This is a genomic window from Aeromonas crassostreae (assembly GCF_054052445.1).
In genome coordinates this window covers 165,101-185,657 of sequence record NZ_JBSTYM010000002.1, presented here as the reverse complement: position 1 = coordinate 185,657, position 20,557 = coordinate 165,101, and the positions used below count along the sequence as shown (strand labels likewise).

At 60.7% G+C, this 20,557-nt stretch carries 25 protein-coding genes; 14 read left to right on the top strand and 11 right to left on the bottom strand.

Annotated elements, in window-relative coordinates; all coding sequences use genetic code 11:
- The first annotated feature begins 150 nt into the window (after positions 1-150).
- The 4 genes from ACW5W4_RS02490 to ACW5W4_RS02475 are packed head-to-tail and all read left to right on the top strand — an operon-like array spanning position 151 to position 3,919.
- Positions 151-528, top strand: a complete 378-nt coding sequence (locus ACW5W4_RS02490) for a hypothetical protein (RefSeq protein ID WP_427260931.1) — start codon at positions 151-153, stop codon at positions 526-528.
- Between the two features lie 50 nt (positions 529-578).
- Positions 579-2,633, top strand: coding sequence for a protein-disulfide reductase DsbD family protein (locus ACW5W4_RS02485; RefSeq protein ID WP_456688285.1), 2,055 nt, complete (start codon positions 579-581; stop codon positions 2,631-2,633).
- Positions 2,630-3,361 (top strand): DsbA family protein, encoded by a 732-nt coding sequence (locus ACW5W4_RS02480; RefSeq protein WP_456688284.1) that lies wholly within the window; start codon positions 2,630-2,632, stop codon positions 3,359-3,361. The genes ACW5W4_RS02485 and ACW5W4_RS02480 overlap by 4 nt, the downstream gene beginning before the upstream one ends.
- A 3-nt stretch (positions 3,362-3,364) precedes the next feature.
- Complete coding sequence (locus ACW5W4_RS02475) at positions 3,365-3,919, top strand: protein disulfide oxidoreductase (RefSeq protein WP_456688283.1); 555 nt, start codon at positions 3,365-3,367, stop codon at positions 3,917-3,919.
- A 37-nt stretch (positions 3,920-3,956) separates the two neighbouring features.
- On the opposite strand, the gene ACW5W4_RS02470 is transcribed toward ACW5W4_RS02475, so the two are convergent.
- On the bottom strand, positions 3,957-4,376 hold the full coding sequence (locus ACW5W4_RS02470; protein ID WP_427263459.1) for an EF-hand domain-containing protein: 420 nt from the start codon (positions 4,374-4,376) through the stop codon (positions 3,957-3,959).
- Positions 4,377-4,732: 356 nt separating this feature from the next.
- Here ACW5W4_RS02470 and atcJ point away from each other — a divergent pair, with 356 nt between their 5' ends.
- From atcJ to atcC, 4 genes are read left to right on the top strand one after another with little or no spacing between them, the layout of a single operon-like run.
- The gene (atcJ, locus tag ACW5W4_RS02465; protein ID WP_427263460.1) at positions 4,733-5,017 is read left to right on the top strand and encodes a cold adaptation protein ActJcold adaptation protein ActJ; all 285 of its coding nucleotides are present in this window, start codon (positions 4,733-4,735) and stop codon (positions 5,015-5,017) included.
- 6 nt (positions 5,018-5,023) lie between these two features.
- Entirely contained in the window at positions 5,024-5,551 is a 528-nt protein-coding gene (gene atcA / locus ACW5W4_RS02460; protein WP_456688282.1) for a cold adaptation protein AtcA, read from the top strand.
- A 12-nt stretch (positions 5,552-5,563) separates the two neighbouring features.
- Positions 5,564-6,331 (top strand): cold adaptation protein AtcB, encoded by a 768-nt coding sequence (gene atcB, locus ACW5W4_RS02455; RefSeq protein ID WP_427263462.1) that lies wholly within the window; start codon positions 5,564-5,566, stop codon positions 6,329-6,331.
- 11 nt (positions 6,332-6,342) lie between these two features.
- Positions 6,343-7,242: a cold adaptation protein AtcC gene (atcC, locus tag ACW5W4_RS02450; protein ID WP_456688281.1), complete on the top strand. Its 900-nt coding sequence runs from the start codon at positions 6,343-6,345 to the stop codon at positions 7,240-7,242.
- 132 nt (positions 7,243-7,374) lie between these two features.
- Here the strand turns inward: atcC and ACW5W4_RS02445 are convergent, their stop codons facing one another.
- Positions 7,375-7,698, bottom strand: a complete 324-nt coding sequence (locus ACW5W4_RS02445; RefSeq protein WP_456688280.1) for a hypothetical protein — start codon at positions 7,696-7,698, stop codon at positions 7,375-7,377.
- 238 nt (positions 7,699-7,936) lie between these two features.
- Between ACW5W4_RS02445 and ACW5W4_RS02440 the strand changes: the two genes are divergently transcribed.
- The 3 genes from ACW5W4_RS02440 (at position 7,937) to ACW5W4_RS02430 (ending at position 9,156) form a co-directional block, all read left to right on the top strand.
- A complete protein-coding gene (locus ACW5W4_RS02440; RefSeq protein WP_427263471.1) occupies positions 7,937-8,188 on the top strand; it encodes a hypothetical protein in 252 nt (83 codons plus the stop codon).
- A 71-nt stretch (positions 8,189-8,259) separates the two neighbouring features.
- Positions 8,260-8,634: a hypothetical protein gene (locus tag ACW5W4_RS02435; protein WP_456688279.1), complete on the top strand. Its 375-nt coding sequence runs from the start codon at positions 8,260-8,262 to the stop codon at positions 8,632-8,634.
- Between the two features lie 69 nt (positions 8,635-8,703).
- Positions 8,704-9,156 carry a GNAT family N-acetyltransferase gene (locus tag ACW5W4_RS02430; protein WP_456688278.1) on the top strand — a complete coding sequence of 151 codons (453 nt, stop codon included), beginning with the start codon at positions 8,704-8,706 and terminating at the stop codon, positions 9,154-9,156.
- A 203-nt stretch (positions 9,157-9,359) separates the two neighbouring features.
- Here ACW5W4_RS02430 and ACW5W4_RS02425 read toward each other — a convergent pair whose 3' ends face one another.
- Positions 9,360-9,572: a hypothetical protein gene (locus tag ACW5W4_RS02425; RefSeq protein ID WP_111913395.1), complete on the bottom strand. Its 213-nt coding sequence runs from the start codon at positions 9,570-9,572 to the stop codon at positions 9,360-9,362.
- Between the two features lie 410 nt (positions 9,573-9,982).
- On the opposite strand from ACW5W4_RS02425, the gene ACW5W4_RS02420 reads away from it, so the two are divergent.
- Positions 9,983-10,357 (top strand): hypothetical protein, encoded by a 375-nt coding sequence (locus tag ACW5W4_RS02420; protein ID WP_427263468.1) that lies wholly within the window; start codon positions 9,983-9,985, stop codon positions 10,355-10,357.
- A 350-nt stretch (positions 10,358-10,707) separates the two neighbouring features.
- Positions 10,708-11,163 carry a PilZ domain-containing protein gene (locus ACW5W4_RS02415; RefSeq protein ID WP_456688277.1) on the top strand — a complete coding sequence of 152 codons (456 nt, stop codon included), beginning with the start codon at positions 10,708-10,710 and terminating at the stop codon, positions 11,161-11,163.
- Positions 11,164-11,414: 251 nt separating this feature from the next.
- On the opposite strand, the gene ACW5W4_RS02410 is transcribed toward ACW5W4_RS02415, so the two are convergent.
- Positions 11,415-12,374: a transposase gene (locus tag ACW5W4_RS02410; protein ID WP_456688276.1), complete on the bottom strand. Its 960-nt coding sequence runs from the start codon at positions 12,372-12,374 to the stop codon at positions 11,415-11,417.
- A gap of 318 nt (positions 12,375-12,692) precedes the next feature.
- Between ACW5W4_RS02410 and ACW5W4_RS02405 the strand changes: the two genes are divergently transcribed.
- Entirely contained in the window at positions 12,693-13,340 is a 648-nt protein-coding gene (locus ACW5W4_RS02405; protein ID WP_456688275.1) for an SH3 domain-containing protein, read from the top strand.
- 53 nt (positions 13,341-13,393) lie between these two features.
- On the opposite strand, the gene parC is transcribed toward ACW5W4_RS02405, so the two are convergent.
- The 7 genes from parC to ACW5W4_RS02370 all read right to left on the bottom strand — a co-directional run bounded on the left by parC (position 13,394) and on the right by ACW5W4_RS02370 (position 20,435).
- Entirely contained in the window at positions 13,394-15,688 is a 2,295-nt protein-coding gene (parC, locus tag ACW5W4_RS02400) for a DNA topoisomerase IV subunit A (RefSeq protein ID WP_456688274.1), read from the bottom strand.
- 78 nt (positions 15,689-15,766) lie between these two features.
- Complete coding sequence (gene parE / locus ACW5W4_RS02395) at positions 15,767-17,662, bottom strand: DNA topoisomerase IV subunit B (RefSeq protein WP_456688273.1); 1,896 nt, start codon at positions 17,660-17,662, stop codon at positions 15,767-15,769.
- Positions 17,663-17,861: 199 nt separating this feature from the next.
- Positions 17,862-18,485, bottom strand: coding sequence for an NUDIX hydrolase (locus ACW5W4_RS02390; RefSeq protein WP_456688272.1), 624 nt, complete (start codon positions 18,483-18,485; stop codon positions 17,862-17,864).
- A gap of 2 nt (positions 18,486-18,487) precedes the next feature.
- Positions 18,488-19,075 carry a YqiA/YcfP family alpha/beta fold hydrolase gene (locus ACW5W4_RS02385; RefSeq protein WP_427260944.1) on the bottom strand — a complete coding sequence of 196 codons (588 nt, stop codon included), beginning with the start codon at positions 19,073-19,075 and terminating at the stop codon, positions 18,488-18,490.
- Positions 19,072-19,155, bottom strand: coding sequence for a YqiA/YcfP family alpha/beta fold hydrolase (locus ACW5W4_RS02380; RefSeq protein ID WP_456688352.1), 84 nt, complete (start codon positions 19,153-19,155; stop codon positions 19,072-19,074). Before ACW5W4_RS02380 ends, ACW5W4_RS02385 begins: the two co-directional genes overlap by 4 nt.
- Positions 19,156-19,164: 9 nt before the next feature.
- Positions 19,165-19,983 (bottom strand): 3',5'-cyclic-AMP phosphodiesterase, encoded by an 819-nt coding sequence (gene cpdA / locus ACW5W4_RS02375; RefSeq protein WP_456688271.1) that lies wholly within the window; start codon positions 19,981-19,983, stop codon positions 19,165-19,167.
- Positions 19,984-20,009: 26 nt separating this feature from the next.
- Complete coding sequence (locus tag ACW5W4_RS02370; RefSeq protein WP_456688270.1) at positions 20,010-20,435, bottom strand: DUF1249 domain-containing protein; 426 nt, start codon at positions 20,433-20,435, stop codon at positions 20,010-20,012.
- Positions 20,436-20,557: the final 122 nt, after the last annotated feature.

The following is a 20,557-nucleotide window of genomic DNA, read 5'->3' as shown; positions in this document are numbered from 1 at the left end:
CAGTATACTGATCCCCCTTTTAGCGAACAAGCGTTAGCCAGACAGAACCGATCACCCCAACCGGCCCATGTGGTCGCCCGGATCCTGCTCACTTGCCCAAGCCCGGGTTGATCGATAGGATGTGCCCCATTCAACAGTGGTAGGACGAGCATGATTTTGCGACAACGCGTGGCGACAAGACTCCTGCTGCTGGTCTGCATCCTGGTGCTCAACTGTGCGGCCCAGCCGCTGGCCAGGTTGGCACAGCTCGACCAGGCCCTGAGCTGCCAGCTGCAACCCCTCTCCTCGTCCAGCGCCGATGCAAACGAGGGGCAAGCCGCGACGCCCCAGCCCAGCAGTTGCCAGCTCAACGGCAAGTGGCTCAGTGCCGCCAATCTGCTCTGCGCCGAGCAGATCTTCTTTGCCATCGCCTTCGTGATTGCCCTGCTGGCGCCCCTGTCGCGCCGCTCCCCTGCGCTTCCTCCTCCCATCAACATCTCGCCTCCCGAACGGCGACTGCACCTCACCCTCTGCGTCTGGCGGGAATGAGTCTGCGGCGGTTTTCTCCACCCTGACCTTCATTTTCAAGAGACAAACACATGTCAAACATCATCAAGACCGCCCTGTTGCTGAGCGGTCTGCTGTGGCAATCCATGGGGTTGGCCAGCGACACCGGCTGGCTCACCAGCCCCCAGAACGATCACGCCAAGGTGCGGCTGCAAGCCGACACCCGGGATCCCGCCGCCCCCCGGCTGCTGCTCAGCCTGCAGCTTGCATCCGGCTGGAAAACCTATTGGCAGAACCCGGGGGAAGGCGGCATAGCCCCCGAGATCCTCTGGGATCACCCCGAACCAGCGGCGCAGTGGCACTGGCCAGTGCCCAGGCGATTCGACGTCAGCGGCATCTCGACCCAGGGCTACCAGGGGGACGTCAGCCTGCCCATCAGCCTCACCCGCAGCGGCGACGAGGCACTGACGGGCACCCTGCGCCTCTCCACCTGCAGCAACGTCTGCATCCTGACCGACTACCCCTTCACCCTGGCGCTGGATGGCGCTGCCCCTGAGGGGTTCGACCTTGCCTATGCCAAGGCGATGAGCACCCAGCCACAGGCCATGCCGGACACTGTGACCCTCAAGGCGGGCTACCGGCAGAACCAGCTGCAACTGACCGCAGACAACCCCCAGGGCTGGCAGGATCCCCAGCTGTTCCTCCAGCGCCTCGAGGAGGCCGAGTTTGGCGAGCCCAGCCTGGAGGTGCAGGGCAACACCCTGATCGCCCGCATTCCGGTCAGCGATGGTTGGCAGGGGGATGCCCCCGATATCCGTCATCAGCCACTCGGGTTGGTGCTGGCGAGCGGCGAGCAGGCCTGGCAGAGCGAGGTCTCCATAGGTGAGCCCCTGACCCTGCCGAGCGGCGGCCACTCGCTGCTCTGGTTGCTGGGAGCGGCCCTGCTCGGCGGCCTCATCCTCAATCTGATGCCCTGCGTGCTGCCGGTGCTGGCCCTCAAGCTGGGGTCGGTGCTGCAACTGGAAACCCGGGAGCGCCGCCCGGTGCGCCTGCAATTCCTGGCGGCCAGTGCCGGCATCCTGGTCTCCTTCTGGGCGCTGGCGCTGATGAGCACACTGCTGCGCGCCCCCAGTTTCGGAATGAGTGGCGCCGTCGGCTGGGGCATCCAGTTCCAGAGTGTCTGGTTTATCGGCTTCATGGTGGTGGTGACGGCGCTTTTCTGCGCCAACCTGCTGGGGCTGTTCGAGCTGCGGCTGCCGAGCAAGCTCAATACCCGCCTGGCCACCAGCGGCGGTCAGGGCCTGGGGGGTCACTTCCTGCAGGGCTGCTTTGCCACCCTGCTGGCCACCCCCTGCTCCGCCCCCTTCCTCGGCACTGCGGTCGCCTTTGCCCTCGGGGCGCCGCTGGGTCAGCTCTGGCTCATCTTTACCGCGCTCGGTGTGGGCATGAGCCTGCCCTGGCTGCTGATCGCCGCCGTCCCCCGCCTGGCACTCTGGCTGCCGAAGCCGGGTCGCTGGATGGGGCGCCTGCGCACCCTGCTCGGCCTGATGATGCTGGGCTCCAGCCTCTGGCTGCTCAGCCTGCTCGGCAACCACATAGGCCCCTTCTGGATGCTGATCCTGATGGCGCTGATGCTGACGGCCCTGCTGCTGGCCGTCGTGTGGCGCCACGGCATACGCACCCTGACCCTGGGGCTGGCATTGGGCTGCCTGCTGGGCGGGGCCCTGCTGCTCGGCGGCGCCTTCACCCTGGACGGCAAGCCCCAGCAGGACAGGGTCGACTGGCAGCCGCTCTCCGAGCAGGCCATCACACTGGCACTGGCCCAGAACAAGCGAGTCTTCGTCGATGTGACCGCCGATTGGTGCATCACCTGCAAAGCCAACAAATTCAACGTACTGCTGCGAGATGACGTGCAACAGGCCCTGAGCGCCCCCGATGTGGTGGCCCTGCGCGGGGACTGGAGCCGCCCCTCCGACAGCATCGCCAGCTTCCTGCGCCAACGGGGCAGCGTGGCCATTCCCTTCAACCAGATCTACGGGCCCGGCCTGACGGATGGCGAGATCCTCTCCCCCCTGCTCGACCGAGCGACCCTGCTTGCCACCCTGGCGCAAGCCGGCATTGCCCCCTCTCAAGGAGAAACCAAATGAAACCGACCCTGCTCGCCCTGACCCTGCTGGGTTCCCTGTTGACCCCGGCCCTGCACGCCGCCCCCTTCACTCCGGAGCAGGAGGCCCGCATCAAGGAGCTCATCCGCGAGACCCTGGTCCAGAATCCGAAGATCCTGGATGAGGCGGCCGAATCCTGGGAGAAACAGAACGCCGCGGATCAGGCGGCCCAGCTCGGCGACTTCATCAAGGGCAACAAAGACGTGCTGTTCAACAGCCCTACCAGCCCGCGCCTGGGGGCCAAGCACCCCAAGCTGACCCTGGTGCTCTTCACCGACTACAACTGCCCCTACTGCAAGCAGTTCGACCCCGCGGTTGCCAAGCTGCTCAAGGCCTATCCGAACGATCTGGGGCTGGTGATCAAGCTGCTGCCGTTCAAGGGGCAGACCTCCGCCAAGGCGGCCCAGTACAGCCTGACCCTGTGGCAGCAGGATCCGGCCCGCTTCCTCGCCCTGCACGACAAGCTGATGAGCAAGCAGGGCATGCTGACCGAGGCGGACATCAACAAGGCGTTGGCGGCCACCGGCAATGTGGCGCTCAAGCCTGAGGGTAAGGCCACAGAGGAGCTGCGCAATAGCCTACGCATCGGTACCCTCCTGGGGGTGCAGGGCACCCCGGCGACGCTTATCGGCAACCAGCTGGTGCCAGGCGCGCTTCCCTATGAGCAGCTCGAACAATTGGTGAAAACTGAACTGGCGAAACTGGGGTAACCAATGACAGAAACACTCACCCCCAGATCCCGCTGGCGACGCTGGGGCAGGAAGGCGCTCTGGCTGCTGTTGTTTGGTGTTGTCATCTCGACGGCACTGGACTTCTGGCGCAGCCCGGCGCTGCCAGAAGGCAGCCCGCTGCCTGTGTTGCCCCTGCAAGATGGCACCCAGGCCGACCTGCAGGCCATGAGCCGGGAACGGCCACTGCTGGTCTACTACTGGGCCAGCTGGTGCGCCGTCTGCCGCTTCACGACCCCGGCGGTGGAGCAGCTCTGGCAAGACGGCGGCAACCTGCTGACGGTGGCGCTGCGCTCCGGCGACGACGCCAGGTTGCAACAGGGCATGGCCAGGAAGGGACTGACCTTCCCGACCCACAACGATGAGCGAGGGGCGCTTGCCGCCCGCTGGCAGGTGAGCGTCACCCCCAGCTTCCTCATCATCAAGGAGGGCAAGGTAGTGAGCAGCACCACGGGCTGGAGCAGTCGCTGGGGCTTGCAGCTGCGGCTGCTGTGGGCCCGCTGGCTTGAGCCCCCTCACCATAAACAGAGCCCGGTATGACGACCGGGCTCTTTTTTATCTGTAGGCTGGCTACCTCCTATTGCGCGGGCGCCATAGCGCCCTGCCCGAGCCGCCCCCTGGCGCTGGCTCGCTCGGCCTCGTCGAGCACGCCGTCGCCATTCTTGTCCAGGCGGGCGAAGAGGGTCTCATGGCGTTCCATGAACTGCGCCTTGGTCAGATCTTGCTTCGGCCTCATGTTGGCCATTCGCCCCGGCATGGCCTTGCCCGATTGCTGCATCGCCTCTTGCATCCTGACCATGGCCGCCTCCCTCTCGATGACCGACAGGGTGCCATCGCCATTGCTGTCCTGTTCGGTGAAGCGATGCTCGGCTCTTTCCATGAACTGGGCCTGAGTGATATCCCCCTTGATGAACATCAAAGGTTCATCGAGGTACTCGTCGGCGGCGATGGCGACACCGCCCAGCAATATCAGCGGCAGAAGATAACGTTTGAACATGATGGTCTATTCCTTTTGATGGGCCCGGTCTTGCCGAGTCCGGATGAAGATCGCCCTGGCAGGCCCCTTGTCCCATGCTCGCCCGGCGACGTGGCGCCGGGACCAATGAAGTGTCATTCATCGCGGGTACCCTCTGTCAGTCTAGCCCCCATGCCGGATGTCCACGTCTGAGTGCGACAGGCCGCGCTCATCGAACCCGGATCCGGCCCGGCCGTGCCTCGGGCGGCGCATCGCCTCCTATTCATGGCAGCGCCGGACGATTTCCGTTAAAATGACGGGTTTTTTGCCGTGCCTGGTCCTCGCTCCATCATCAGGCGCCGGCACAGTGACTCTGATGATGTGATGCAGGATCTGCCATGAACAACTACTTTCGGGTGCTGGGCGTCAAGTCCAACGCCAGCGAAAACGACATCAAGAAAGCGTATCGACGGCTCTCCAACCAGTACCACCCCGACAAGCTGCTCGGGGCGAGCGAGGAAGAGAGAGAGCAGGCGGCCACCAGGCTGCACCAGATAAAGCAAGCTTATGAGGTGCTCTCCGATCCCAGGAAGAGAGCCGCTTTCATCAAGGATTTCAACAACGTCATCGTGACCGATCCCGCTTCTGCCATGCAGGAGATGTGGGACCAATACTACCCCTGAGGCGCTATGCAAAAGAGATGGGACCAGGCGCGGATCAAAGCGCTGATGAGTGACGCCAGCGAGAACATCGGATCCTACCGGGATCAGGACGACCCCAAGGCGCTCGAGCAGTTCACCGGCAAGATGAAGACACTGCTGCTGGCGGACATGAGCATGCTCGAATTCATGCCCGAATACCTGCCGCTGGCCCTCTATGGCCGGGTGCAGTTCCCGCCCAAGGCGAAGGCCGAGTGGAACAAATGGCTCGCCAGCGGCGTACAACCCTCATGGGACGAGTTCAAGGTGTCGGTGGCGTTCAACAATGCCGATCTGCCGCTGGTGAAAGCGGTGCGGGCCCAGAGCGAAGAGACGCTCATCGAGGCTTGCGCCGTCCTGTTCCAGCTGGACAACCCGCTGCCGCGCGGCGGCCGCCGTGCCGATGACGACGTTGATCTGCAGGGCGACGAGGATGAAGACGGGGAGGATGCCGACGCCGACTACAACGGTGATGGTGACGACGACGATCAGGACATGTACGACGAAGTACGTTTCTAATTGGGGCAATGCATGAACAACAGTCTGATAGAAATGACCGCCATCGAGATCAAAGAGCTGGCCGTGGTCGAGCCCAAGCAGGCGAGCGAGAAATTCGAGCTGGCCGCCATGACGATGTCCGACGAACAGCTGGCCGAAGTCATTGAAAATATTGATATCGTCACCCTGACCCAGATCAACGGCCAGCACGACATCTCCTTCCCGTCCATCCTCAGTGAGCTGATGACCCCGGAGCGGATCCGCGACATCGTCTGCCAGCAGCCCCTCTACTGGGAAGAGGCCATCAAGAACAACGCCGACGAGCTCCAGCAGCACACCTTCGACTTCCTCAACTACCTGATCCGCACCCAGGAGAGCGAAGCCAAACAGGCCGAGATCCTGGAGTGCATCGCCGAGGATCCCGCCGGCCTCTTCTACCTCTCCATCCCCTTCATCGAGTTCTATCGCGGTGATCGCTTCGAGGAAGACGAGGGTTATCACGATCCCCTCCACGCCGAGGAAGAAGACCTGGAAGAGGCCCTCGCCTACAGCGATCGCCAGCTGAGCGAGAATGCCCACGACTATGCCCTCGACGATCCCCGCAGCCTGCTGATGCTGATCCGTGAACAGGCTCCCGAGGTGGAGAAAGCCATCAAGGCGCTGCTGCGCAGCGAAAACAGCACTTGGGACGGCATCATCAACAAGTTTGCCACCGAGCTGGTGATGCAGGCCAAAGAGAAGAACAAGGTCGAAGAAGACGAATATGGCGACGTCGACGACATGTTCAGCTTTCTGGATTAAGGAGCCCAGCCATGCAGTTAGTCATTCGCGATGCCAACCAGGGCCCCTTCCTCACCCAGGTGCTGCGCTTTGGCGCCGAGCGTGAACTCCTGAGCCCCCAGCAGCTCGCCGCCATCAAGGGCAAGGCGGTGCTGATGAGCCTGAAATTCGCCGACAAGTATTACAACAAGTACAAGATGCACCTGCTCGAGCAAGCCGCCCACGACGTCATCGGCGTGGTGAGCCTGGGGTTGCTGGCGCTCTCCCAGCGCGATCCGGCCAAGGCGCTGGCCCTGCTGCAGGCACCGGAAGGGCCCATCAAGCCGTTCCAGAAGGGCTGGTCCATGCTGATCGCCGTCAGCCCGAAGCAGACCGGCAACAGCCTCTATGGCGAGGTGGATGCCCGCCTGCTGGACAAGATCTCGAGCCCCCCCGACATCGAGGAGTGGCAAGGGTGGCAGGAGTACGAGAAGGCCCTGGCCGAGCACAACAAGAGCCGCCTGATGGGCCTGCTGGAGAGCCACTTCTTCGCCTGCGAGAGCGATCACCCCACCATGGAGGACAAGCTGGCCGAGGCCCTGCTCTACCGCATCCTCTGCGGTCAGGGCAGCGGCGCCGCCCCCCTCAAGGTGAAGCAGGATCTCAAGCGCCGGCTGCGGGAAACTGTGCTGCAGGAGGCCTGGTATGACACCGACTATCTGGCCACCCAGCTGGCCCTGATGCTCGGCGAGCTGCCCGCCGACATGGCCGAGGCCCTGCGCCAGGAGCTGAGCCCGGGCTTCGTGCCCAACCTGCTGCACACCCTGGGCTTTGTGCGCCAGTACCAGCAGCTGCAACGGGAGAACGCCTCGCCGGAGAAGCTCGACAACATGGAGATGCGTGCAGGCCTCAGGCACCCCCTGCTCGGCTGGCCCCTCTACCACGACTTCTAGGGCGGGTGTGCGCCCTCATGCCGTCCTTACCCAACGCCCGGCTTGCCGGGCGTTGTCATCTGTGCCGCTGGCAGCAGGCAGTCCTTGTCACCCTATGATGCCGGGGCCCGCCTTGCCACGCCGTCCCCGGCATCATCGGGCAATGGTCCACATGGCGCTGCCCATTCCCGTCTCGCGAAAATCGATCACCACCGGATAGTCGCTGCCACAGCCCGTCACCGTCCAGCGCTCCTGCCAGTCGCGGCTGCCCGGCTCCCCCTTGGGGAGCTGCAGCACCACGGGCACGAAGCGCTCCGGCGCCTCACAGCCCTTGGTGGCCACCCAGCCCGCCACTCCGACCATGGCATCCTGGATCAGCTGCTGGTTGGCCAGGGTGCCTTCCTGCACAGGCTCGTTCGGGCTGGCCTCTGCCTGCCATATCAGGGTACAGAGCAACAAGGGGGCATATGGTTTCATCGTGTCTCCGGAGGTCCATGGAAAAAGATTCAATCGGGAATCACATCATCACCCGAAACGGCACCAGACAACAGCGGGAATGCTGCCAGCAGACACAGGCACAAAGGCAACAACGGGGCTTTCATGCCGAAGCTACCCCCTAAGCGTCATTGGCTCACCTTTTGTAAGGGATATAATGGCTCCCTCATACCGACCGCAGGGGAACTCCGTGAGCAGAAAACCCGACAGGATCACCGCGATGCAGCAGATCATCGACGCCGTGAAACAAGAATTCCCGCTCTATCAACCGGATACCTTCAAGTGCGGGCCCGACAACACCTGCATCGGTTGCCCCAAGAAGCTGATGGAGCTGGTGGATACGGATCTCTGCTACTGGCAATACCAGATCGACCGCGGCATCGCCCCCAGCTTCGACGAGCTCAACCGCTTCGGCAAGATGTGCAAGAACATCCGCCGGGCCCTGGTGCGCAACGGCCGCATTCCCGCCTGATGCGCTGCGCCTGCATCTGACAAGGTGTGACCGACAGGCCCGAAACGGGCACAAGCGAGGAGGAGAGGAAAATGACCCAGGAGCGGATCCAGACCCGATATCAGCTGGCAGGCCCCTTTGCCACTCAGGCCGAGTTGGAGCAGGCCATCGCCCAGGCAATCGCGCGCCACAAGCCAGACTTCTTCCCCCTGCTGGAGCGGCTGGTGGACGAGGGCAATCCCGCGGTCAACCTCAGCCAGGAGCACCCGCCGCAAGTGCTGGCCATCGAGCTTGACCAGAGTGGTGCCCAGGGGCAGGCCCGGCTCAGTTACGAGTCCAACTTCTTCGAGTGCTGCCTCATCGTCGACCAATATGAGCAGCACCAGATCAGCCTGCCCTTTCGCCTGGAAGGGAACGAGCTTGTCTTCGACCTTGAGCTGCCCATCGCCTGGAATTTCAATAATTAATACTTCGGCGGTGCGATTCACCTTGTTTATTGCGCCCTGCCGGCTCTTGAGCACTGATAAGGACATTAGATGCAGATTCACCAGGCAACCTCCGTTGATATCGACGATCTCACCCTCTTGTTTGATGCCTATCGCCAATTTTATGGACAGGCTCCGGCGCCCATGGCCGCAGCCGCCTTCATTGCCGAACGTCTTGCCAAAAGTGAGTCTGTTATCTTTCTGGCTCGCGGTGAGACGGGTGAAGCCATTGGCTTTGCCCAGCTTTATCCCGCCTTCTCATCCGTTGCGATGAAACGGATGTGGTATCTCAACGATCTGTTTGTCGCAGCATCGGCCCGCCAGCAAGGAGTCGCGAGAGCCTTGCTAAAACAGGTGGCGACCTTTGCCAGGGAGACGGACGCACTGACGGTCAAGCTGGCTACCGCCGCATCCAATCTGCCCGCAAAATCCCTCTATGAATCACAGGGATATCAAAAAGTTGTCACCTTTGATCACTACACCCAACGGGTTGAGTCGTGCTGACAGAAGCATCTCCCATCGCTTGCTTATGACGATGGGCATGTCACAACCATCACGCCGGGAGAAAAATACTGAGGCGCCCACCTTTGGGCAGCATCGGAAGGCAATAGGCAACACTGGGATACAACAAGAAAGGAGCCTGCCGGCTCCTTTCTCAATTATCCCCACATAGTAAAAGACGAGACCGTCACCTTTCCTTTATCCCGTCAAGTGAGATAGTAACGCCACGACCTGCTCGGCTCTGCATAGCCGACCCGGATGCAGAAGGGGGCAAGCTCGTGATTGGCCTGCTCCAGGCTGAGGGTCTGGTGGGCATCCTGCTGACACCACTGCACGAACTCGTCGCTGTTGAAGCTGTAGTGATCCCCGTGAAAGGCCCCGTGGGCCTCGATTAGCCCTATGGCTTTCTCCGTTTCCATGTTTGGCCTCCTGGCACTGTGCTGTTCCCTTCAAGATTAGCGAGCCGAGGCAACTTGCGGGGCCTCATCGGCCATTTCCTTGACCTGCGGCAATAGGCAAAGGGGGATAAAAGGGTTGCCAGCAGGGCAGTGAAAACAAGCTTCGAGAACGTCTGATCCCATTCCGAAAAATCCGCCTACCGCCTTTACAGCCATACGTAGGGTGCAATAAGCGCAGCGCATTGCACCGACAATACAGGGGTAATAAATAGCGGTGCAATTCACGTTGTTCATTGCACCCTACTTGCTGATTACGCTGCGCGAATCAACTGGTGCACAATGGCCGTATTTACCGCCCGAGGGCCCGAGTCGCTGCCGCCAGCAAGGCCGGAACCATCCCCGTCACAGGCAACACCCGAGAGGAGCAGACCATGACCCAGGAAAGGATACAGACCCGCTACAGGCTGGCAGGCCCCCTTGCCAGCCGCGCCGAGCTGGAGCAGGCCATCGCCCTGGCCATCGAGGGCCACAAGCCAGACTTCTTCCCCCTGCTGGAGCGGCTGGTGGACGTGGGGGACAGCCGGGTCAAGCTCAGCCAGAAAGACCCGTTGCGGGTGCTGGCGGTCGAACTCGATGAGGCTCGCACCGGCGGCAGCGCCCGCCTCAACTACGAATCCAACTTCGCCGAGAGCTGCCGGCTTATCGATGAATACGACCAGCACCAGACCAGCCTGGCCTTTCGCCTCGACGGGGATCAGCTGATATTCGATCTTGAGCTGCCCATCGAGTGGAATTTCGATCACTAAGATGCGGCGGTGCAATTCACCTTGTTGATTCCACACCAGGGCTATTTCCCCTCACCCTCTCCTCATGGGAGGGGGTGCAAAAGGATATCACCAACCACATTGCAACAACCGGTTGGCGCAAGACGTCTGGTGACGCTGTACTAATCAAACCTGCGGCTCTGGGTCGATGAGGAATGAGGCAAGCAACAGTGACGATGCCGGAACTTATACTGGATCAACCCCAAATAGGGGGGGGGTGATAAAAAACAATTAAAATCAACAACTTGAAATTATAATAATAAATGTAAACCAACATCTGAAATGGCACAATTATTATTGCGATATGACAATTGCCAGTTGAGGATATCTTTATGAGCTCTCGATCCCAGACAAAGAATGCTGTCGATGATGTCATCCCTCTTGGTTATGACTCCCGCCGTTATCCCCGCTTCGTACTGTCCGGCGGGGGCTATGTCACCATGTGTAATTTAGACAACTACTGGTTTGATGCCTTGAGACCGGCCTTGAGAATGAATCTTCGTGATATCAGTATTCGGGGGGCAGGGATCATGGGAAAAGCGCAACTGAAACCAGGAGACAGATTAATCATCCCCACACACCAAGGATACTTGATGCGTGCCAAGGTCGTTCGCTCTTCACCTGACCCCCTATTTCCAACGCTATTCAGAACCGGGCTGGTGTGGGAAAAGTTCCCCTCTGTAAAGGTCTTTTTACAGTGGGAGATCTATATCTCTCCCCCTCAGTTACCCCACTTTCAGGAGCAGGCCGCCATGCTGAGCAACTTATCTAACACATTGTTTAAATGAAGTATTTCCAATACTGGGACAAAACTGCAAAACTGACAAAAGACAAAACTGGGATGCAAAACTGGGACACCCACCTTTTTGGACAAGTCGTAACCAAATCAACCCAGCCCTTTGTCATGACACATCAATCAACAGTGGGAGGCAGAAACGGCAAAACACCGCTCTGAGGCCGAGCAAAGGTAGACGCCAGCAACAGGCTAACCGACCCGTAGCAAGCGAAGATGATGGTTGCGAGGGGATCTGAGGGTTATCTATTCACTGGGCTGATAACAGCGCAGCTGGCCACAATGCCGTGCAAACATCTGGCGATGTTGATGATCCCCCACCGCCCTGATACCCCGCCGCCGAAACAGCGTCACCTGTCGCAACCACCGGGTTTCATCCAGACCGAGCCGCGCCAGAATGGGTGCAAGATGAGATGGAATATATCCCCGCTTGTTTAATCTGATAGCTCGCCCCGTCCAATCTACCAACATCAGATAGTCGGTAAAGGTATGGGGTAAGCAGACAAGTTTCTCTTCATTGTGAAAATTGTCAAACGGCAGCAGTAGAGGGGATGAGGATTCAGAAGAGGGCTTGTCATCAAGGCGCTGCTTGATACTGGTGTAATCGCTCTGCTCGGGCCGCTCGGCAATCGCCGCCCGGATCGGATTGAGGTCAACGTAAGCCATGCAAGCCAACAGGGCCGATTCGGTGAGCAGGGCCTGGCTCTTGAAACGCCCTTCCCAGAAATGTCCCTTGCAGCCATCTTCCTGATTGGCTTGGCGAGCCAGGCTTTCATTGAGCAGTCGAATCAGCCAGCTGATGGAGTGAAGCCGCTCTCGCCATAGCCCTAGCAACTGTTGCACCACTATCAGCTCCGGTTCAATCAGTGCTTCCCCCTGATACCAGCGCCGTACCAATAGCGGCCACTGAAATAGAGCAGCCCAACGCTCGGCCACCTCCCTTTCACTCCAGTTGGCGGCAGTATCGGGCTCAACCTTGAGCACCAGGTGGTAATGGTTGCTCATCACTGCATAGGCGCAGATGCCGATGGCAAACAGCCTCGACAGCTGGCCCAGCTTGTCGACCACCCACTGGCGCCGATGTTCGTAGCTCTGACCTGAATGGGTGTCTTCACCACACAAGAAAGCCCGCCGCACACAGCGACTGACCACGTGGTAGTAAGGCGTATCCTGCAAACTGATTTGACGTGAACGGGCAATGGTCATGGCGCATCCCTCGACAGTGACTCCTCAAGCCAAGTACAGGGTTACGCCGCTGTCAAAAAGGTGGGTGTCCCAGTTTTCGTGTCACCACACAAGAAAGCCCGCCGCACACAGCGACTGACCACGTGGTAGTAAAGCGTATCCTGCAAACTGATTTGACGTGAACGGGCAATGGTCATGGCGCATCCCTCGACAGTGACTCCTCAAGCCAAGTACAGGGTTACACCGCTGTCAAAAAGGTGGGTGTCCCAGTTTTCCCCAATTTTCCCCTATCCCAGTTTTCCCCTACAACCTGTTTTCGCGATCGTCTGATTACGTTTCATGAATCAGACATCATTTATATTTACCAACTCAGTTATCAAGAATAATTTGGTGCGAGACATAAAAGCAGATCTAGATCACGATAAAGTATCACTTTATGGTGTTAGCCTTCGACAATTAATATTAATCATTAAACTCTCTTACTGTATAAAGCAAAGCGACAATTTCTCAAACATATATTATAAGAATCTATCTAGCCACCGAAGCTATAATGAAAGAGTAACCATGAAAAATACCATTATATTACTGTCATTGTTTCTATTGCTGATCAGCCCGGTCCATGCCAAAAACTGCAAGAAGGGGCAACCATGTGGAAATTCATGCATTTCATGGAGTAAAACATGCCGTATAAACACACATAACTACCAATTAGCTACTCCATCGACTTCATCAACATTATCCACGCCAAGAAATCATGAAGAAAAAGTGACCGAATCGAAGTCTAGTAATGTACTTATCAGATACGTTATACCCTTGAAATTGAATGTCCGTACGAAGCCAAATACGTCATCATATATTGCGACAAGACTTATAAAAGGGGATTTTGTCTTGCTATATAAAGTAGAGGGAAGCTGGGCTTATATCAGTAAGCAAGGGATTTATGGATGGGTTAAGGATGAATACCTTTCTTTGTCCCCGGTCACCTGAATTTAGAAAAGAAAGGAGCGATTATATCGCTCCTTTCTTTTGGTAGTACGTTCTTACCCTTCCTGATTTTCCTCAGCGACCGGCTCGGCACCGGCGGCGGCTTCTATCTCTATCCTGTCCACCCGCTGCAAACCGCGGGGCAGCTTGGCGCCGCGGCGGCCGCGCTCGCCGCGGTAGTAGTCCAGATCCGAAGGTTTGAGGGTCAGCTTGCGCTTGCCGGCAAAGAGGGTGACATATTGTCCCTGCGGGATAATGGCGGCCATCACCATAAACTCTTCCCGCGCCTTGACCCGCGCCGACGGAATGCTGATGAGCTTGTTGCCCTTGCCCTTTCCGAGCACCGGCAGTGTGCTGAGCGGGAACAGCAGCATGCGCCCCTCGTTGGAGATGGCCATGCAGAGATCGGTTTCCGGCGAGCCAATCTTCTGGGGTGCCATCACCAGGCCCCCTTCCGGCACGCTGAGCAGCGCCTTGCCGTTCTTGTTCTTGCCAATCAGGTCGTCATATTTGCAGACGAAGCCGTAACCGGCATCACTGGCGATGAGGTAGGGTTCGCCCTCGTTGCCCATCACCAGATGGCGTACCTCTTCCCCCGCCCCCAGGGCGAAGCGACCGGTGAGCGGCTCCCCCTGACTGCGGGCGGAAGGCAGGGTGTGCGCCTCCAGGGAATAGGTGCGGCCCAGGCTGGAGAGGAAGACTGCCTGCTGGTTGCTGCGCCCACAGGCGTGGGCCAGATAGCCATCCCCCGCCTTGTAGGAGAGGCCTTCCACGTCCACCTCGTGGCCCTTGGCGGCGCGCACCCAGCCCTTGTCAGAGAGGATCACGGTCACCGGCTCGCTCGGGGTGAGTTCCTTCTCGGTCAGGGCCACGGCGGTGGCGCGCTCCACCAGGGGGGTGCGGCGATCGTCGCCGTACTTCTCGGCATCCGCCAGCAGCTCTTTCTTGAGCAGGGTGTTGAGGCGACGCTCCGAGCCCAGGATCAGTTCCAGTTTGTCGCGCTCCAGCGCCAGCTCATCCTGCTCGGCGCGCAGCTTGAACTCTTCGAGCTTGGCCAGATGGCGCAGTTTGAGCTCGAGGATGGCCTCGGCCTGGGTCTCGCTGATGTTGAAGCGCTCCACCATCACCTTGCCCGGCTCATCCTCGGTGCGGATGATCTCGATCACCTCGTCGATGTTGAGGTAGGCGACCAGCAAGCCTTCGAGGATGTGCAGGCGAGCCAGCACCTTGTCGAGCCGATATTGCAGACGGCGACGCACGGTCTCGCGGCGGAAGACGATCCACTCGGAGAGGATCATCTTGAGGGTCTTCACCTGGGGTCTGTTGTCCAGCCCCAGGATGTTGAGGTTGACGCGATAGTTCTTCTCCAGATCCGTGGTGGCGAACAGGTGGGCCATCAGCCCCTCCACATCCACCCGGTTGGAGCGGGGAATGATCACCAGTCGGGTCGGGTTCTCGTGGTCGGATTCATCCCGCAGGTCGGTGACCATGGGCAGCTTCTTGGCCACCATCTGGGCGGCGATCTGCTCCATGATCTTGGCGCCTGAGGCCTGATGGGGCAGCGCCGTGATGACGATGTCGCCATCCTCCTCGCTCCACACCGCCCGCTGTTTGATGGAGCCCTTGCCGGTCTCGTAGATTTTGCGGATGTCGTCTCTGGGGGTGATGATCTCGGCGTTGGTCGGATAGTCCGGCCCCTGGATATGTGTCATCAACACATCCAGGCCGGCGTTGGGGTTGTCCAGCAGCTCGGCACAGGCAAGGGCCACTTCCCGCGCGTTGTGGGGCGGAATGTCGGTCGCCATCCCCACCGCTATGCCGGTCACCCCGTTGAGCAGTATGTGAGGCAGGCGGGCGGGCAGCACCACGGGTTCCTTCATGGTGCCGTCGAAGTTCGGCGTCCACTCCACAGTGCCCTGGCCGAGCTCGGAGAGCAGCAGCTCGGAGAAGCGCGACAGGCGCGCCTCGGTGTAACGCATGGCGGCGAAGGATTTGGGATCGTCCGGCGCACCCCAGTTGCCCTGACCGTCCACCAGCGGGTAGCGGTAGGAGAAGGGCTGGGCCATCAGCACCATGGCTTCATAACAGGCGCTGTCGCCGTGGGGGTGGTACTTACCCAGCACGTCACCCACGGTACGGGCGGACTTCTTGTGCTTGGAGAGCGCGGACAGCCCCAGCTCGCTCATGGCGTAGATGATGCGCCGCTGCACGGGCTTGAGGCCGTCACCTATGTGGGGCAGGGCCCGATCCATGATGACGTACATGGAGTAGTTCAAGTAAGCCTGTTCGGTGAAGGCGCGCATGGGCTGGCGCTCTACCCCGTCCAGACTGAGCTCGATAGCATCACTCATAAGGTTGTTCTCTTGCTAGGGTGCGCCACTGGGCGGCGCACCTGAAAGTCGGGTCGGCTGATGACAGAGGCCATTGGCTTAGATGATCGCAAGGTTGCCCTTCTCTTCCAGCCACTCACGGCGATCCGGGGCGCGCTTCTTGGCCAGCAGCATATCCATCAGTTGCAGGGTCTCGTCCTCCTCCTCCAGCTCGCCCATGGTGAGCTGCACCAGGCGGCGGGTATTGGGATCCATGGTGGTTTCCCGCAGCTGTTTCGGGTTCATCTCACCCAGCCCCTTGAATCGGGTCACCATCACCTTGCCCTTCTTCTTCTCGGCCTCGACCCGTTGCAGCACGCCGTTCTTCTCGTCCTCGTCCAGGGCATAGAAGACCTCCTTGCCGATGTCGATCCGGTAGAGCGGCGGCATGGCCACATAGACGTGGCCCTTGTTGACCAGGGTTCTGAAATGCTTAACAAAGAGAGCGCACAGCAGGGTGGCGATGTGCAGACCGTCCGAGTCCGCATCCGCCAGTATGCACACCTTGCCGTAGCGCAGGCCGGAGAGATCCTCGGAGTCCGGATCCAGGCCTATGGCTACCGAGATGTCGTGCACCTCTTGCGAGGCGAGCACCTGACCGGCCTCTACCTCCCAGGTGTTCAGGATCTTGCCGCGCAGGGGCATGATGGCCTGGTATTCACGGTCCCGCGCCTGCTTGGCACTGCCGCCCGCGGAGTCACCCTCCACCAGGAAGAGTTCCCCTTGCATGGGGTCGGCGCAGTTGCAGTCGGTCAGCTTGCCGGGCAGGGCCGGGCCTTGCGTTATCTTCTTGCGCACCACCGTCTTGGCGGCGCGCATCCGGCGCTGGGCGCTGCTGATGCAGATCTCGGCGATCTGCTCCGCCAGCTCGGTGTTGCTGTTCAAATACAGGCTGAAGGCATCCTTCACCACGCCGGAGACAAACGCCGAGCTCTGGCGGGACGACAGTCGCTCCTTGGTCTGCCCGGCAAACTGCGGATCCTGCATCTTGATGGAGAGGATGTAGGCGCAGCGATCCCAGATGTCTTCCGGGGTCAGCTTGACCCCGCGCGGCAAGAGGTTGCGGAACTCGCAGAACTCGCGCATGGCGTCCAGCAGGCCCTGACGCAGGCCGTTGACGTGGGTGCCGCCGAGCGCAGTGGGGATCAGGTTCACATAGGATTCGGCGAGGCACTCGCCCCCTTCCGGCAACCAGCACAGGGCCCAGTCCACCGCCGATTGATCCGTGCTGAAGGCGCCGACGAAGGGCTGCTCCGGCAGGCAGGTGAACTGCTTGACCGCATCAACGAGGTAATCCTTGAGGCCGTCCTCGTAGCACCACTCCAGCCGGATGCCGGTGTTCTTGTCGAGGAACTTGATGGTGAGGCCGGGGCAGAGTACGGCCTTGGCCTTGAGCAGGTGCTCGAGCTTGGTGACCGAGAAACGGGGCGAGTCGAAGTAGCGCGCCTCTGGCCAGAAGCGCACCCGGGTGCCGGTGTTGCGGCGCCCGCAGGTGCCTGTGATGGTCAGCTCCTGCACCTTGTCGCCACGCTCGAAGGCGATGTCGTAGACCTGGCCGTCGCGGCGCACCGTCACCTCGACCCGATCGGAGAGGGCATTCACCACAGAGATGCCCACCCCGTGCAGGCCGCCGGAGAACTGGTAGTTCTTGTTGGAGAACTTGCCCCCCGCGTGCAGCTTGCAGAGGATCAGCTCCACACCGGAAACGCCCTCTTCCGGGTGAATGTCGACCGGCATGCCACGGCCGTCATCGATCACCTCGAGGGATTGGTCCTCGTGCAGGATCACCTCCAGATTGCGGGCATGACCCGCCAGCGCCTCGTCGACGCTGTTGTCGATGACCTCCTGGCCGAGGTGATTGGGCCGGGTGGTGTCTGTGTACATGCCGGGGCGACGACGCACCGGTTCGAGGCCATTGAGGACCTCAATGGCATCCGCATTGTATTGAGTGGACATGGAGGGCCTTGCGAATTGACGTTTGGGGGGGATCTTACTCGCTGGGAGGGCCTTGGACAAATAGGGCGGTGGCAAAGGGTGATCCAGACCGGAGAGGAGGCCCCGGGAGAGGCTCACCATCCGGCCATGGTCTGGCCCAGCCCTATGGTGCCCCCTTGCCGGCCATGCGGCATGGGACGGATGACGCCTTGTCAGCCGTCTAGTCGAACAGGGTATGGCGCCGCCCCTGCCGTACATGGTTGTGAAGACTGTGCAATTGGGACGCCACCACCCGGTGACAGGAGAGCGGGGGCAAGGCGTCGATGGGGAAGTAGGCCGCGCCCCGGGTCTCGTCGGTCTCGCTGAGCAGAGCGCCGCCGGTCACCTCGCACAGGAAGAAGGCCTTGTGGGCATGGGGCAGTTGCGGAGGATGGGGATGCTTGAGCTTGTCGAACAGGGCCAGCAGTTGCACCGCCCGGCAGGCGAGGCCGGTCTCCTCCACCACTTCGCGCACCACGGCAGCCGCTGGCGAGTCGCCGATATCGCACCAGCCGCCAGGCAGGGTCCAGAGCCCGTCGCTACGCTCCTGCACCAGCAGGAGATGGCCGTCATCGTTCTGAATAAACGCCCGCACATCCAGCTTGGGGGTGGGATAACCGTTATCCAGGGCGATCCAGTCGGCGATGGCTTCGGGCGCCAGCTCGCTCTGGCTGGCGATAAGCGTGGCAGCCGCGTTTCGCAGCGCCTCGAAGCGGGCGATATCGAAGGGATCTTGGGAGTAGGTGAGCCCCGCCTGTGCCGTGGCCAGCACCTGTTCGAGGAAGGCGGCCAACGGCGGTTGCACGGCTAGAGCCCGAGGAAGCGGACGATCTGGGCGGGGTAGCGCTCGAAGCCTGTGAAGGCGTGGTCGCCACCGCACTCCAGGGAGAGGCGGGCAAAGCGGTATTCGTCCAGCGCCTTGCGATAGTCGAGCACCTCGTCCTCCTGCTGTTGCAGCACCCAGAGCCGCTCGGGAGCGGTCACCGGCACCGCCAGCGCTCGCAGCTCGTCCATGTGCTCAGGCAGCAGCTCATAACGCTCGCCGCTGTAGGGGTTGGTCTGGGGACCGAGGTAGTCGCAGAGCAGCTCGTGCGGGCGCACCGCCGGGTTGATGAGGGCGGCGCGGCAGCCATGCAGCTCACTGACTCTCGTCGCCATGAAGCCACCGAGAGAGCTGCCCACGGCGCCGAGCCGCAGCGCGCTGCCGTGACGGGCCTTCAGGTCGGCGATGGCCTGCTCGATGGCAGACCAGGCGGCGGCCGGCGTGCTGGGCTGGGCCGGGATCACCACCTCGATATCGGGCCTGTGCTCGGCCACCCAGGCGGCCATCTGCTGCGCCTTGGCGGAACCGGGGGAGGAATTGAAACCGTGCAGATACAGGAGAGCAGGCTTCATGCAGGCCTCCCCATTGGCTGCGCCCTGGCAGAACCGGGGGAGGAGTTGAAGCCGTGCAGATAGAGCAGGACGGGCGTCATGGCTGCTCCTCAATACCCGGTGGCATCGGGGTCTGGCACGAACTGCCCCAGCGGCAGGCGCCACACCTGGCTGGCGATGCGACCATCCGGATGCAGGGTGAGATAGCGCCAGCCCGGGCCCGATTCGTCGAGTGTGAAACCATCACAGAGCGGCTTGAACTGGATGCAGGTGGAGGGGCTGGCGATCAGCCTCACCCCGCGATGCACCTCGTCAAACTCCTGATGCACATGGCCGAACAAGATGGTCTTCTGCTGGGGATGGCGGGCCAGCACGGCGAAGAGATCGTCGGCATTCTTGAGATTGTGCTGATCCAGCCAGGCACAGCCCACCGGCACCGCCTGATGGTGCAGGGCGATGAGGACATGGCGCTCTGGGTGCTGACGCAGGGCCTGATCCAGCACGGCCAGCTGGTGATCGCCGAGCACGCCATGGGGTTTGCCGCGCACCTGGGTGTCCAGCAGGATCACCTGCCAGTGATCCCCCACCAGCTGCTTGGCTTCGCTGATCCCGGCCTCGTGGAGGTATTCGGTCATCAGGGGGCCGTCGTCATGATTGCCGGGCAACCAGTAGATGGGGCGGGCCAGGGTGGCCATCATGGCGGCGAAGCGCTGATAGGATTCCGGGCTGTGATCCTGGGAGAGATCCCCGGTGGCGAGGATGAGATCGAACGGGTGCGCGTTGACACGCACCTGCTCCAGCACGGCGGCCAGGCTCTCTGCGGTTCGCACGGCCAGCAGGCTGCCTTCGCCGCTGGCAAAGAGATGGGTGTCGGTAATCTGTAACAGGCGCACACTGCCGTCGGGCGCCTGAGGTAGCTCTGTGTCCAAAATCACGCTTCTTTTTATGGGTTCGACTAGAGGATGTTAATCAGGCTGGTGCCGTGTCTGAGACAAAACTTGAGCCAATCGGCGAGGAACAGATTTACCTGCTCTTTTTCATCCCGCTGGTGCATTTTTGTATTGGGGTAATCATAACGTGGTTGCAACCTGGAAATCTGTTGCGCCGCACACACTTCCGCCATCCGCACATCGTGATACAAACGAATCTCTATCCGGGCTTGCAAGTAGCTCGGTAACTCGGGATTGTGCTGGGCCAGGATCACCTGGCTGGTGAAGCGGCTCTCCTCGCTGACGGTGAGCTGGAACTGCAGGCCATTGCCCACCTGATAGCGGCGCTCCGCCCCCACGCTGCCGCCGGGGGGCAGCAGTTTCATCAGTGCCATGTAATTGACCTCGCAGGTACGCTGCAAGGACATCAAATCAGGCACATAACGCTTCATCGGGCTCTGGACTAATGGCATATCGCGGCTCCATCAATCAGGGTCCAAGGGTCACGGGTTTCGCGAAGGCGCGGCCAGGTGATCCAGTCAGGCACACCGCACCTGACTTGGGTCTGAACAGG

What these genes read in the sequence shown, in the direction of transcription:
- ACW5W4_RS02490 (WP_427260931.1), top strand. Translation starts at nt 151, where the DNA reads ATGATTTTGCGACAACGCGTGGCGACAAGACTCCTGCTGCTGGTCTGC.
- ACW5W4_RS02485 (WP_456688285.1), top strand. Translation starts at nt 579, where the DNA reads ATGTCAAACATCATCAAGACCGCCCTGTTGCTGAGCGGTCTGCTGTGG.
- ACW5W4_RS02480 (WP_456688284.1), top strand. Translation starts at nt 2,630, where the DNA reads ATGAAACCGACCCTGCTCGCCCTGACCCTGCTGGGTTCCCTGTTGACC.
- ACW5W4_RS02475 (WP_456688283.1), top strand. Translation starts at nt 3,365, where the DNA reads ATGACAGAAACACTCACCCCCAGATCCCGCTGGCGACGCTGGGGCAGG.
- ACW5W4_RS02470 (WP_427263459.1), bottom strand. Translation starts at nt 4,376, where the DNA reads ATGTTCAAACGTTATCTTCTGCCGCTGATATTGCTGGGCGGTGTCGCC.
- atcJ (WP_427263460.1), top strand. Translation starts at nt 4,733, where the DNA reads ATGAACAACTACTTTCGGGTGCTGGGCGTCAAGTCCAACGCCAGCGAA.
- atcA (WP_456688282.1), top strand. Translation starts at nt 5,024, where the DNA reads ATGCAAAAGAGATGGGACCAGGCGCGGATCAAAGCGCTGATGAGTGAC.
- atcB (WP_427263462.1), top strand. Translation starts at nt 5,564, where the DNA reads ATGAACAACAGTCTGATAGAAATGACCGCCATCGAGATCAAAGAGCTG.
- atcC (WP_456688281.1), top strand. Translation starts at nt 6,343, where the DNA reads ATGCAGTTAGTCATTCGCGATGCCAACCAGGGCCCCTTCCTCACCCAG.
- ACW5W4_RS02445 (WP_456688280.1), bottom strand. Translation starts at nt 7,698, where the DNA reads ATGAAACCATATGCCCCCTTGTTGCTCTGTACCCTGATATGGCAGGCA.
- ACW5W4_RS02440 (WP_427263471.1), top strand. Translation starts at nt 7,937, where the DNA reads ATGCAGCAGATCATCGACGCCGTGAAACAAGAATTCCCGCTCTATCAA.
- ACW5W4_RS02435 (WP_456688279.1), top strand. Translation starts at nt 8,260, where the DNA reads ATGACCCAGGAGCGGATCCAGACCCGATATCAGCTGGCAGGCCCCTTT.
- ACW5W4_RS02430 (WP_456688278.1), top strand. Translation starts at nt 8,704, where the DNA reads ATGCAGATTCACCAGGCAACCTCCGTTGATATCGACGATCTCACCCTC.
- ACW5W4_RS02425 (WP_111913395.1), bottom strand. Translation starts at nt 9,572, where the DNA reads ATGGAAACGGAGAAAGCCATAGGGCTAATCGAGGCCCACGGGGCCTTT.
- ACW5W4_RS02420 (WP_427263468.1), top strand. Translation starts at nt 9,983, where the DNA reads ATGACCCAGGAAAGGATACAGACCCGCTACAGGCTGGCAGGCCCCCTT.
- ACW5W4_RS02415 (WP_456688277.1), top strand. Translation starts at nt 10,708, where the DNA reads ATGAGCTCTCGATCCCAGACAAAGAATGCTGTCGATGATGTCATCCCT.
- ACW5W4_RS02410 (WP_456688276.1), bottom strand. Translation starts at nt 12,374, where the DNA reads ATGACCATTGCCCGTTCACGTCAAATCAGTTTGCAGGATACGCCTTAC.
- ACW5W4_RS02405 (WP_456688275.1), top strand. Translation starts at nt 12,693, where the DNA reads ATGAATCAGACATCATTTATATTTACCAACTCAGTTATCAAGAATAAT.
- parC (WP_456688274.1), bottom strand. Translation starts at nt 15,688, where the DNA reads ATGAGTGATGCTATCGAGCTCAGTCTGGACGGGGTAGAGCGCCAGCCC.
- parE (WP_456688273.1), bottom strand. Translation starts at nt 17,662, where the DNA reads ATGTCCACTCAATACAATGCGGATGCCATTGAGGTCCTCAATGGCCTC.
- ACW5W4_RS02385 (WP_427260944.1), bottom strand. Translation starts at nt 19,075, where the DNA reads ATGAAGCCTGCTCTCCTGTATCTGCACGGTTTCAATTCCTCCCCCGGT.
- ACW5W4_RS02380 (WP_456688352.1), bottom strand. Translation starts at nt 19,155, where the DNA reads ATGACGCCCGTCCTGCTCTATCTGCACGGCTTCAACTCCTCCCCCGGT.
- ACW5W4_RS02370 (WP_456688270.1), bottom strand. Translation starts at nt 20,435, where the DNA reads ATGAAGCGTTATGTGCCTGATTTGATGTCCTTGCAGCGTACCTGCGAG.